This window comes from Streptomyces sp. NBC_00239 (assembly GCF_036194065.1).
Taxonomy (GTDB): Bacteria; Actinomycetota; Actinomycetes; order Streptomycetales; family Streptomycetaceae; genus Streptomyces.
On the sequence record NZ_CP108095.1, the window covers coordinates 2,575,225 to 2,587,569 of the forward strand.

Genomic DNA, 12,345 nt, shown 5'->3' on the forward strand with positions numbered 1-12,345 from the left:
CGGGCACCACTCCCCGATGGAGCATGCCTTGGCCCCCTGCCCGGGCCTAGCCTGCCGACAAAGACACAAGTGCGTCCGAAACCCCCCAGGAGCCCCCATGAGCGCTGTCCCGCAGGAGCGTCGACTCGTCACCGCGATCCCCGGCCCGAAGTCGCAGGAGCTGCAGGCCCGCCGCCTGCAGACGGTGGCCGGCGGCGTGGGCTCCGTGCTGCCCGTCTTCACGGCCCGTGCGGACGGCGGCATCATCGAGGACATCGACGGCAACCGCCTGATCGACTTCGGCTCCGGCATCGCCGTGACCTCGGTCGGCGCCTCCGCCGAGGCCGTGGTGCGCCGCGCCTCCGCGCAGCTCGCCGACTTCACCCACACCTGCTTCATGGTCACGCCGTACGAGGGCTACGTCGAGGTGTGCGAGGCGCTGGCCGAGCTGACCCCGGGCGACCACGCCAAGAAGTCGGCGCTGTTCAACTCGGGCGCAGAGGCCGTCGAGAACGCCGTCAAGATCGCCCGTGCGTACACCAAGCGCCAGGCCGTCGTCGTCTTCGACCACGGCTACCACGGCCGCACCAACCTGACGATGGCGCTGACGGCGAAGAACATGCCGTACAAGCAGGGCTTCGGTCCGTTCGCCCCCGAGGTCTACCGCGTCCCGGTCGCGTACGGCTACCGCTGGCCCACCGGTGCCGAGAACTGCGGCCCCGAGGCCGCCGCCCAGGCGATCGACCAGATCTCCAAGCAGATCGGTGCCGAGAACGTCGCCGCGATCATCATCGAGCCGGTGCTCGGCGAGGGCGGCTTCATCGAGCCGGCCAAGGGCTTCCTCCCGGCGATCGTGAAGTTCGCCAACGACAACGGCATCGTCTTCGTCGCCGACGAGATCCAGTCCGGCTTCTGCCGCACCGGCCAGTGGTTCGCGTGTGAGGACGAGGGCATCGTCCCCGACCTGATCACCACCGCCAAGGGCATCGCGGGCGGCCTGCCGCTCGCCGCCGTGACGGGCCGCGCCGAGATCATGGACGCCCCGCACGCGGGCGGCCTGGGCGGCACCTACGGCGGCAACCCGGTGGCCTGCGCCGGTGCGCTCGGCTCCATCGAGACCATGAAGGAGCTCGACCTCAACGCCAAGGCGAAGAAGATCGAGTCCATCATGAAGGCCCGTCTGACGGCCATCCAGGAGAAGTACGAGATCGTCGGCGACATCCGCGGCCGCGGCGCCATGATCGCGATCGAGCTGGTGAAGGACCCGGTCTCGAAGACCCCGTTCCCGGAGGCGGCCGGCGCGCTCGCCAAGGCCTGCCACGCCGAGGGCGTCCTCGTCCTCACCTGTGGCACGTACGGCAACGTGCTGCGCTTCCTGCCCCCGATCGTCATCGGCGAGGACCTCCTGAACGAGGGCCTGGACGTCATCGAGGCCGCGTTCGCGGCCATCTGATCGAGCGTCTGGAACAGGCGTCCGGACACCGTCCGTCCAGTACCCCCGGTAACCGGTGGGCGCTGTGAAGATGGTGTGGGGGGCCGATGGCGGGGACGCGTTCCCGCTGTCGGTCCCCTTTCCGCTGGCGTACGGTTTCTGCAGATGAGTGAAACACCCCGTCCGCAGGGAACTGCAGGCGAATCCGGCACCGGGCTTCCCCAGCTCCGTACCGGACGTGCGCTCGCGCACACTCCTCACCGATCGGATGGCCGCCCGCCCCACACCCCCCGGGGCGCGCGGCAGCCCGGTCCGGCCGGCCGCCGCGGAACCATCCCCCCTGTTCCGGGACGGCCGGCCCTCCTCTTCTTCCTGGTGCCGGCCGCGCTGGTGCTGTTCGCCCTGACGACCTGGCAGGTCCTGGTCTCGGGCCCGCTGCTGACCCCCGACGAGCGGCTCAGCCGCGCCCTGGTACACACCGTCCCGGACTCCGTCACCGAACGCCTCGCGGACCTCGGCAACATCCCGGTCGCGCTGCCGGTGCTGGCCGCGGCGATGGCGTACGCGGGCCGGCGCGGGCGCGGTTGGCGGGCCCCGCTCACCGCGGGCCTGGCGATGGCCCTGGTGCCCGCGGTGATCGTGCCGCTGAAGGAGTGGACGGCCCGGCCCGGCCCGCTGGAGCCGTGGGCCGCCGGCTACTACCCCTCCGGCCACACGGCGACGGCGATGGTGGCCTACCTCGGCGCCGCGCTGCTGGTCGCTCCGCACCTGCGCCGGAACTGGGCGGTGCCGGCCGCCGTCGTGCTCGCGACGGCGACCGGCGCCGGTCTGGTGCTGCGGGGCTTCCACTGGCCGCTGGACGTGCTGGCCAGCGTGCTGTTGAGCTTCCTGCTGCTGGTCCCGGTCGCCCGGGTCAGCCGAAGTACGCGTCGAAGTTCTTCGAGAACTCCCAGCCGCCGAACCGGTCCCAGTTGACCGACCAGGTCATCAGGCCGCGCAGGGCGGGCCAGGTGCCGTGGGTCCGGTAGGTGCCGCAGTCGGTCTTCTTCGTCAGGCAGTCGAGCGCCTTGTTCACCTCGGCGGGAGGGGTGTGGCCGTTGCCCGCGTTGGTGGTGGCCGGCAGGCCGATGGCGACCTGTTCGGGACGCAGCGCCGGGAAGACGCGTGCGGCGTTGCCGGCGACCGGGAAGCCGGTGAGCAGCATGTCGGTCATCGCGATGTGGAAGTCGGCGCCGCCCATCGAGTGGTACTGGTTGTCCAGGCCCATGATCGGGCCCGAGTTGTAGTCCTGGACGTGGAGCAGGGTGAGGTCGTCGCGCAGGGCGTGGATGACCGGGAGGTAGGCCCCGGCGCGCGGGTCCTGGCCGCCCCAGGGACCGGACCCGTAGTACTGGTACCCCAGTTGGACGAAGAAGGTCTCGGGGGCCATGGTCAGGACGAAGTTCTGGCCGTACCTGGCCTTGAGGGTCTTCAGCGCGGAGATCAGGTGGACCACCACGGGTGTGGTGGGGCTCCGGAAGTCGGTGTCCCCGGTGGCCAGGGAGAGCGAGTGGCCCTCGAAGTCGATGTCGAGGCCGTCGAGCCCGTACTCGTCGATGATCTTCGAGACGGAGCTGACGAACGTGTCGCGGGCGGCCGTGGTGGCGAGCTGCACCTGGCCGTTCTGGCCGCCGATCGATATCAGCACCTTCTTGCCCGCGGCCTGCCTGGCCTTGATGGCGGCCTTGAACTCGGCGGGGGTCTCGGCGTTCGGGCATTCGGCGACCGGGCAGAGCCGGAAGCGGACGTCGCCCGAGGTGACGGAGGTCGGCTCGCCGAAGGCGAGGTTCACGACGTCCCAGGAGGCGGGCACGTCCGCCATCCGCACGTGGCCCGAGCCGTTGGCGAAGCTCGCGTGCAGGTAGCCGACGAGCGCGTGGGCGGGCAGGGCGGGCCCGGGCCCCGGGCCGGGGCCCGGGCCGGGGCCGGTGGTGGTGCCCGGCACGGCCACGCTGCGCGGTGATTCGCCCGCCGCGTTCACGGCCGTGACCTGGAAGGAGTACGTGGTCGAGGCCGTGAGGCCGGTGACGGTGGCGGAGGTGCCGGCGGCCGTCAGGACGTGCGTGCCGTCGCGGAAGACGCGGTAGCTCACGGCGCCGGCCACCGGGGACCAGGACAGGGTGACGCTGGAGGCGGTCGCGGAGCCCGTGGTGAGGCCGGTGGGGGCGGCCGGGGGCTGCGGCTGTCCGGTGCCGGGGTCCGGCCCGACCAGGCTGACGTCGTCGGCGGCGTAGGCGGGCTGGCCGTACCAGCCGTGGGTGTACACGGTCACCGAGGTGGTGGCCGCGCCGGTGCGGAAGGCGGTGCCGAGCTGGCGCCAGGCGCCCGGCGACTGGGTCCAGGCGGACACGTCGGTGGTGCCGGTGCCCGAGGCGCCGAGGTAGACGTAACTGCCCTGCACCCAGGCGGTGAGGGTGTACGCGGAGTCGGGTTTCACCTGGATCGTCTGGGAGCACTTGGCGTGGTCCTGGCCGGCCGGGGTGCCCCTGAGGGCCGAGGCGCCGCCGTGCACGGGGGTGGTGACGGCGGCTCCGCTGCCGGGGGTGCAGCTCCAGCCGTCGAGGCCGGATTCGAATCCGCCGTTGCGGACGAGGTCCGCGTCGGCCGCGGCGGCCGGCGGCCCCGCGGTGAGGAGCCCTGCGAGGGCCAGCGCGGCGGCGGCGAGCCAGGACAGGAACCGGATGGGGGTGCGTGGCACAACTGCCTCCGGAACATGGGGGGATGAGAGGCGACGCGTCGTACACAAGATGGTCCAGACCAATCATCGCGTCAAGACCTGCCACCGGATCCGCCGCCCGGTCCGCTCCCGGATCCGCCGCCGGGTCCGCCGCCGGATCCGCCGCCGGGTCCGCCGCCGGGTCCGCTGCCGGGTCCGCCGCCGGGTCCGCTGCCGGATCCACCCCCGGGTCCGCCGCCCTCCCCCGCGGGGCGGCCCCCGGCCCGCCCCGCCGCCTCGTGCATCGCCAGCTCCAGCAGCACCGGATCGGTCAGCCGCCCGGAGCCGTCCGGCGGGACCACCCAGCGCACCCCGCCGGCGGCCCGGCCCGGGTGCGGGACCGCGATCCAGGCGCCCGGGCCGGCGCCGCGCACCCCGGTGCCGAGCCAGCCGGCCGTCGTGCCGGGCGGCACGAAGAAGCCGAGCCGCTCCTCGCCGAGGCCCGCGAGCACCGGGCCGGGCCGCGCGACCAGCCGGGCGAGCACCTCGAAGGTGGGCCGGGCCAGCCCCCCGGTCAGGATCAGTACGTCCCAGTGCCGGCCGGCGGGCAGCAGGGCCACCCCCAGCGGGTTGCGCTCCCACTCCCAGCGGCAGCCGTCGGGATCCTGCGCCACCGAGGCCAGCCATTCGACCGCCGCCCTGTCCCCCGCTGCACCCATCGCCCGTCTCCTCGCTCGTGGGAAGTCCTACGGGGGAGAGCGCGCGGGGCCGCGGTCATGACGCGGGTTCGGCCGGCCGGTGGTGGTGAGCGGGGGCACACGAAGGCCGGGGTGGTGCGCCCCCCGCAGGAGGGGGCGCACCACCCCGGATGATCGGATCAGCCTCTGATCGTCAGCTGTCGAAGCCCAGGCCGAAGCGGTCCAGGGTCTTGAGCCACAGGTTGCGGTGTCCGGCCCGCTCGTCGGCCCGCGCCAGCGACCACTTCGTCAGCGTGATGCCGGTCCAGGCGAACGGCTCGGGCGGGAACGGCATCGGCTTGGAGCGGACCATCTCCAGCCGGGTGCGCTCGGTGCGCTCCCCGTCGAGGAGGTCCAGCATCACGTCCCCGCCGAAGCGGGTGGCGCCCACGCCCAGTCCCGTGAAGCCCGCCGCGTAGGCGACCTTGCCGCGGTGAGCCGTGCCGAAGAAGGCCGAGAAGCGCGAGCAGGTGTCGATCGCGCCGCCCCAGGCGTGGCTGAACTTCACGCCCTCCAGCTGCGGGAAGCAGGTGAAGAAGTGCTCGGCCAGCTTGAGGTAGGTCTCCGGCCGGTGGTCGTAGTCCGAGTTGAGCTTGCCCCGGTAGGGGTAGATCGCGTCGTAGCCGCCCCACAGGATGCGGTGGTCGGGGGTGATCCGGAAGTAGTGGAACTGGTTGGCGCTGTCCCCCAGCCCCTGCCGGTTCTTCCAGCCGATCGCGGCGAGCTGCTCCTCGGTGAGCGGCTCGGTCATCAGCGCGTAGTCGTACACCGGGACGGTGAACGGGCGGACGCGCTTGACCAGCGACGGGAAGATGTTGGTGCCGAGCGCGACCCGGCGGGCGGCGATCCGCCCGTACGGGGTGCGCACGGCCATTCCGGCTCCGGCGGACGCCAGGTCGAGCCCGCGGGTGTTCTCGTAGATCCGCACGCCCAGGCCCAGGCAGGCCTCCTTGAGGCCCCAGGCCAGCTTGGCGGGGTTGAGCATCGCGACGCCGTCGCGGTCCCACAGGCCGCCGAGGAAGGTGGGCGAGTCGACCTCGGCGCGCAGGGCGTCGCGGTCGAGCCACTGCGAGCCGCCGGCCAGGCCGAGGCGTTCGGCTTCCTCGTGCAGCTCTTTGAGCTCCGCCACCTGGTGGGGCTCGGTGGCCACGTCGATCTCGCCGGTGCGCTCGAAGTCGCAGTCGATGCCGTAGCGGGCGACCGCCGCCTCGATGGCGTCGAGGTTGCGGGCACCCATCTCCTCCAGCTTGGCGAGCTCGCCGGGCCAGCGGGCCAGACCGTTGGCGAAACCGTGGGTGAGGGAAGCGGCGCAGAAGCCGCCGTTGCGGCCCGAGGCGGCCCAGCCCACCTCGCGGCTTTCGATCAGGACGACGTCCCAGGCGGGATCGCGCTCCTTGGCCAGCAGCGCGGTCCACAGGCCGCTGTAGCCGCCTCCGATGACCAGGAGGTCGCAGCGCTCGTCGCCGGTGAGGGCGGGCTGCGGGGCGGGCTTGCCGGGGTCGTCGAGCCAGTACGAGACCGGCAGTGCGTCGGAAAGGGATTGTGCAACGGTACGCATGGCGACTGGGGCCATGGTTTCCAACTCCTTACGGAACTGCTTAGTGCTGTTGCTTCTTCCGCCGGTTGCTGACGAGCTGGCCGGCGAGGACCACCAGCACCGCGATGACGAACATCGCCGTGCCGATGACGTTGATCTGGACAGGCGTACCGCGCTGGGCCGATCCCCACACGAACATGGGGAAGGTGACGGTGTTGCCCGAGTTGAAGTTCGTGATGATGAAGTCGTCGAAGGACAGCGCGAACGACAGCAGCGCGCCGGCCGCGATGCCGGGGGCGGCGATCGGCAGGGTCACCCGCAGGAACGTCTGCACGGGCCCGGCGTAGAGGTCCCGGGCGGCTTCCTCCAGCCTCGGGTCCATCGAGAGCACGCGCGCCTTGACGGCGGCCACGACGAAGCTGAGGCAGAACATCACGTGGGCGATGAGGATCGTCCAGAAGCCCAGCTGGATGCCCATGTTGAGGAAGAGGGCGAGCAGCGAGGCGGCCATCACGATCTCCGGCATGGCCATCGGGAGGAAGATCAGGGAGTTGATCGCCCCCCGGGACCGGAACCGGTAGCGGACCATCGCGAAGGCGATCATGGTGCCCAGGACGGTCGCGCCTATCGTCGCCCAGAGGGCGATCTGGAGGGACAGCGACAGGGAGCCGCACATGTCGGCGACCCCGCACGGGTCCTTCCAGGCGTCGAGCGAGAACTCCTGCCAGGCGTAGTTGAACCGCCCGGTGGGGTTGTTGAACGAGAAGACGGTCACGACGACGTTCGGCAGGATCAGGTAGGCGAGGGTGCCCAGACCTGCGATGACGACGAAGTTGCGCCGGAACCAGCCCACGAGAGCGCCCATCAGACCAGGTCCTCCGTCCCCGCTCGGCGGATGTAGATGGTGACCATGATCAGCACGATGGCCATGAGGATGAAGGACAGCGCGGCCGCCGTCGGGTAGTCGAGGATCCGCAGGTACTGCGACTGGATGACGTTGCCGATCATCCGGGTGTCCGTGGAGCCGAGCAGCTCCGCGTTGACGTAGTCGCCGCTCGCCGGGATGAAGGTGAGCAGGGTCCCGGAGACCACGCCCGGCATGGAGAGCGGGAAGGTCACCCTGCGGAAGGTCGTGGAGGGGCGGGCGTACAGGTCGCCGGCCGCCTCGTGGAGGCGGGTGTCGATCCGTTCCAGCGAGGTGTAGAGCGGAAGGATCATGAACGGCAGGAAGTTGTACGTCAGACCGCAGACCACCGCGAGCGGGGTGGCGAGCACCCGGTCGCCCTGGGTCATGCCCAGCCAGCTGGTCACGTCCAGGAAGCCGACGCTGTTCAGGACGCCGACGACCGGGCCGCTGTCCGCGAGGATCGTCTTCCAGGCCAGGGTGCGGATCAGGAAGCTGGTGAAGAACGGCGCGATGACCAGGATCAGCAGCAGGTTGCGCCAGCGGCCGGCCTTGAAGGCGATCAGGTAGGCCAGCGGGTAGCCGAGCAGCAGGCAAAGCGCGGTGGCGGTGCCCGCGTACAGCAGCGAGCGCAGGAACTGCGGGTAGTACTCGGTGAAGGCGTCCCAGTAGGTCTGGAAGTGCCAGGTGACCTTGAAGCCCTCTTCCAGGGAGCCGGTCTGCACGGACGTCGAGGCCTGGTAGACCATCGGCAGCACGAAGAAGACCAGCAGCCACAGGATGCCCGGCAGCAGCAGCCAGTACGGGACCAGCCGCTTTCGGACCGAGGGCTTGTGGACCGGCGGATCCGCCGGGAGCGCGGCGGCGGGCGGCGCCTCGGTGGCGGTCATGCGCCCTCCTCGACCGTCTCGATGCCCGCGTCGATGTCCTGGGCGGCGTCGAGTCCGAAGGTGTGCGCCGGGTTCCAGTGCAGGACCACGTCGGCGCCCGGCGCCAGGCGGGCGTCCCGCTCGATGTTCTGTACGTACACCTCCAGCTCCGGGCAGACCGGGCTGTCGATGACGAACTGGGTGGAGACGCCTATGAAGGAGGAGGCGACGATCGTGCCGGCGACCTTGTTGCGGCCGGCCGCGATGGTGTGCTCCTCGTCCGCGTGGACCAGCGAGATCTTCTCGGGGCGCACGCCGACCAGCAGCTTCCCGCCGGAGCGGGGGGTGGTCGAACATCGCTGCGCGGGCAGCCTCAGCGTGGTGCCGGCCGCGGAGACCACCACGTCCGAGGAGCCGCCGCCGGGCTCCTCGACGGCCGCCTCGATCAGGTTCGAGGTGCCGAGGAAGTTGGCGACGAAGGTGGTGCGCGGGTTCTCGTAGAGCTCGGCGGGGGCGCCCAGCTGCTCGACCCGGCCGCCGTTCATGACCGCGACCTGGTCGGCCATGGTCATGGCCTCCTCCTGGTCGTGGGTGACGTGCACGAAGGTGATGCCGACCTCGGTCTGGATGCGCTTGAGCTCCAGCTGCATCTGGCGGCGCAGCTTGAGGTCGAGTGCGCCGAGCGGCTCGTCGAGGAGCAGCACCTGGGGGTGGTTGATGAGCGCGCGGGCGACCGCCACGCGCTGCTGCTGCCCGCCGGAGAGCTGGTGCGGCTTCTTGCGGGCGTGCTCGCCGAGCTGGACCAGGTCGATCATCTCGTCGACCTGCTTCTTGACCGACTTGATGCCGCGGCGGCGCAGGCCGAACGCGATGTTCTCGAAGATGTCCATGTGCGGGAAGAGCGCGTAGCTCTGGAAGACGGTGTTCACCGGGCGCTTGTACGGCGGCAGGTGCGTGACCGCCTGGTCGCCGAGGTGGACGGTGCCGGTGGACGGCTCCTCCAGCCCGGCGATCATGCGCAGCGTGGTGGTCTTCCCGCAGCCGGAGGCGCCGAGCAGGGCGAAGAAGGAGCCCTGCGGGATGGTGAGGTCCAGCGGGTGCACGGCGGTGAAGGAGCCGTAGTGCTTGCTGATCCCGGTGAGGCGGACATCGCCGCCCGCGGTCTTGTCAGTCATGGGTCGCGGTCCCAGGGGTGGTGTCGGAAGAAGGGGAGGGCACGCCGGTCAGGCGCCGATGAGCTTGGCGAACTTCTCTTCGTACGCCGTCTCTTCCGCGCTGCTGAGGGAGCGGAAGGCGTGGGACTTCGCCGCCATGGCCTTGTCCGGGACGATCAGGGTGTTGGCCGCGAGCGCCGGGTCGATCTTGGCGAGTTCGTCCTTGACCCCTTCGACGGGGCAGACGTAGTTGATGTACGCGGCGAGCTCAGCCGCGACGGGAAGCTCGTAGTAGTAGTCGATGAGCTTCTCGGCGTTGGCCTTGTGTCGGGCCTTTGCGGGCACGAGCAGGTTGTCGCTGGAGGTGATGTAGCCGGCCGCGGGGATGGCGTACTTGATGTCCGGGTTGCCGGCCTGCAGCTGGATGACGTCACCGGCCCAGGCGACGCAGGCGGCGAGGTCGCCCTTGTCGAGGTCGGAGGTGTAGTCGTTGCCCGTGAAGCGGCGGATCTGCTTCTTGTCGACGCCCTTCTGGAGGCGGCCGATGGCCGCGTCGTAGTCGGCGTCGGTGAACGCGCCCGGGTCCTTGCCCATGTCGAGCAGGGTCATGCCGACGGTGTCGCGCATCTCGGTGAGGAAGCCCACCCGGCCCTTGAGCGACGGGTCGTCCAGGAGCTGGGTGATGGAGTCGACCTTCTTGCCGCCGGTCGCCTTGGAGTTGTAGGCGATGACGGTGGAGATGCCGGTCCACGGGTACGTGTAGGCGCGGCCCGGGTCCCAGTCGGGGGTGCGGAACTGCGGGGACAGGTTCGCGAAGGCGTGCGGCAGGTGCGCGGGGTCGAGCTTCTGAGCCCAGCCGAGCCGGATCATGCGCCCGGCCAGCCAGTCGGTGACGACGATCAGGTCCCGGCCGGTGTCCTGGCCGGCGGCGAGCTGCGGTCGGATCTTGCCGAAGAACTCGACGTTGTCGTTGATGTCCTCGGTGTACTTGACCTTGATGCCGGTGCGCTTGGTGAAAGCCGTCAGGGTCGGACGGGTCTTCTCGTCCTCGCTGATGTCCATGTACTCGGTCCAGTTGGAGAAGGTCAGCGACTTCTCCTGGGCCGAGTGGTCGTCCGAGGCCGGTGCGTCGCCGTCGCTCCGCTTCGCGGGCGGGATCCCGCAGGCGGTCAGGCCTGCGAGGCCGCCGACGGTGAGCGCTCCGACGCCGGAGGCCCTCAGCAGCGAGCGGCGGGTGAGCGCCCCGCGGCCGCTGGTGAGACTGCGCCGCATCGCGGCAAGTTGGGCCGCGGAAAGGCGGTCGGTCTCGTACTGCTCCATGCGCTGTGCCCTTTCGGGTGTGGTGGTCCGCTGGTCGGGCGGAGCGCTGCTATCGGTCCCCGAAGATCGTGCGCTGCCAGTCCTTCGCGGCCACCGCGGTGTTGTCGTACATGACGTGCTTGACCTGCGTGTACTCCTCGAACGAGTACGCGGACATGTCCTTTCCGAAACCACTGGCCTTGTAGCCGCCGTGGGGCATCTCGCTGATGATCGGAATGTGGTCGTTGACCCAGACGCAGCCCGCCTTGATCTCGCGGGTGGCCCGGTTCGCCCGGTAGACGTCGCGGCTCCACGCGGAGGCGGCGAGGCCGTACGGGGTGTCGTTGGCGAGCGCGATGCCCTCGTCGTCGGTGTCGAAGGGCAGCACGACCAGCACCGGGCCGAAGATCTCGGACTGGACGACCTCGCTGTCCTGCGCGGCGCCGGCGATCAGGGTGGGCCGGTAGTACGCGCCCTCGGCAAGTTCGCCCTGCGGGGCCTCGCCGCCGGTGACGACGGTGGCGTAGCCGCGGGCGCGCTCCACGATGGCGGCGACGCGGTCGCGCTGCACGTGGGAGACGAGCGGGCCGAGGTCGGTGCCGGGCGCGAACGGGTTGCCGAGCCGGACGGTCTCCATCAGCTCGGCGACCCGGGCGACGAAGGCGTCGTACAGCGGGCGCTGGACGTAGGCGCGGGTGGCGGCGGTGCAGTCCTGGCCCGTGTTGATGAGCGAGCCGGCGACCGCGCCGTGCGCGGCGGCCTCCACGTCCGCGTCGTCGAACACGAGGAAGGGTGCCTTGCCGCCGAGTTCCAGGTGGAGGCGCTTCACGGTGGCGGTGGCGATCTCCGCGACCCGCTTGCCGACCGCGGTGGAGCCGGTGAAGGAGGTCATGACCACGTCGGGGTGGCCGACCAGGTGCTCGCCGGCGTCGCGGCCCGCGCCGGTGACGATGTTGATGACGCCGTCGGGGATGCCGGCCTCCTGGGCCGCCTGGGCGAACATCAGGGAGGTCAGCGGGGTCAGCTCGGCGGGCTTGAGCACGATGGTGTTGCCCGCCGCGACCGCCGGGAGGATCTTCCAGGCGGCCATCTGGAGCGGATAGTTCCACGGCGCGATCGAGCCCACCACCCCGATGGCCTCACGGCGTACGTAGGAGGTGTGGTCGCCGGAGTACTCGGCGGCCGCCTGACCCTGGAGGTGGCGTGCGGCGCCCGCGAAGAAGGCCGTGTTGTCGACCGTCCCCGGCACGTCGAACTCGGTGGTGAGCTTGAGCGGTTTGCCGCACTGGAGGGACTCCGCATACGCAAAGTCCTCCGCCTGCCCGGCGAGTACGGCGGCCAGCCGGTGCAGCGCGTCGGAGCGCTCGCCCGGGGTGGCGGCCGACCATGCCGGGAAGGCCGCCTTGGCGGCGGCGACCGCCGCGTCGACGTCCGCCGTGGAGGCGAGCTCGTAGGTGAGCACGTCCTCGCCCGTGGCCGGATCGACCACGGTGTGCGACCGTCCCGAGGTCCCGGACCTGAGCCGACCGTCGATGTACTGCGCGCCGTCTGCGAAACGGTCCTTGACCTGGAAGCGGTTGCCCATCACGCTCTCCGTAGCTACAGCTCGAATTGAGTGCCGATCCTGACAGAGGCATCCGCCCCCGCCAAGTGATTCCGTTGTTGCCTTTTGATTACGCGACGGAATCGGTCGACCATGTGTCGCGTCGGACCGAAAATCCCGTACGACCTGTCAGTGG

10 protein-coding genes are annotated in these 12,345 nt (G+C 70.8%); 2 read left to right on the forward strand and 8 right to left on the reverse strand.

Translation table 11 applies throughout. The annotated features are described in order from the left end of the window. Positions 1-97 precede the first annotated feature (97 nt). A complete protein-coding gene (gene gabT / locus OG764_RS11135; protein ID WP_328968267.1) occupies positions 98-1,432 on the forward strand; it encodes a 4-aminobutyrate--2-oxoglutarate transaminase in 1,335 nt (444 codons plus the stop codon). A 144-nt stretch (positions 1,433-1,576) separates the two neighbouring features. Next, complete coding sequence (locus OG764_RS11140) at positions 1,577-2,386, forward strand: phosphatase PAP2 family protein (RefSeq protein WP_328968268.1); 810 nt, start codon at positions 1,577-1,579, stop codon at positions 2,384-2,386. Here OG764_RS11140 and OG764_RS11145 read toward each other — a convergent pair. The 8 genes from OG764_RS11145 to OG764_RS11180 all read right to left on the reverse strand — a co-directional run bounded on the left by OG764_RS11145 (position 2,325) and on the right by OG764_RS11180 (position 12,191). Continuing rightward, positions 2,325-4,124, reverse strand: coding sequence for a chitinase (locus OG764_RS11145; protein ID WP_328972948.1), 1,800 nt, complete (start codon positions 4,122-4,124; stop codon positions 2,325-2,327). The two genes, OG764_RS11140 and OG764_RS11145, sit on opposite strands and share 62 nt — an antisense overlap. Positions 4,125-4,219: 95 nt before the next feature. Further along, entirely contained in the window at positions 4,220-4,825 is a 606-nt protein-coding gene (locus OG764_RS11150) for a hypothetical protein (RefSeq protein ID WP_328968269.1), read from the reverse strand. Positions 4,826-4,997: 172 nt separating this feature from the next. Beyond that, complete coding sequence (locus OG764_RS11155; protein ID WP_328968270.1) at positions 4,998-6,416, reverse strand: NAD(P)/FAD-dependent oxidoreductase; 1,419 nt, start codon at positions 6,414-6,416, stop codon at positions 4,998-5,000. Positions 6,417-6,441: 25 nt separating this feature from the next. Further along, complete coding sequence (locus OG764_RS11160) at positions 6,442-7,245, reverse strand: ABC transporter permease (protein ID WP_328968271.1); 804 nt, start codon at positions 7,243-7,245, stop codon at positions 6,442-6,444. Further along, positions 7,245-8,174 carry an ABC transporter permease gene (locus OG764_RS11165; RefSeq protein WP_328968272.1) on the reverse strand — a complete coding sequence of 310 codons (930 nt, stop codon included), beginning with the start codon at positions 8,172-8,174 and terminating at the stop codon, positions 7,245-7,247. The genes OG764_RS11160 and OG764_RS11165 overlap by 1 nt, the downstream gene beginning before the upstream one ends. Beyond that, a complete protein-coding gene (locus OG764_RS11170) occupies positions 8,171-9,328 on the reverse strand; it encodes an ABC transporter ATP-binding protein (protein ID WP_328968273.1) in 1,158 nt (385 codons plus the stop codon). The genes OG764_RS11165 and OG764_RS11170 overlap by 4 nt, the downstream gene beginning before the upstream one ends. Before the next feature lie 48 nt (positions 9,329-9,376). After that, entirely contained in the window at positions 9,377-10,627 is a 1,251-nt protein-coding gene (locus tag OG764_RS11175; RefSeq protein WP_328968274.1) for a polyamine ABC transporter substrate-binding protein, read from the reverse strand. A gap of 49 nt (positions 10,628-10,676) precedes the next feature. Then, the gene (locus OG764_RS11180) at positions 10,677-12,191 is read right to left on the reverse strand and encodes a gamma-aminobutyraldehyde dehydrogenase (RefSeq protein ID WP_328968275.1); all 1,515 of its coding nucleotides are present in this window, start codon (positions 12,189-12,191) and stop codon (positions 10,677-10,679) included. Positions 12,192-12,345: the final 154 nt, after the last annotated feature.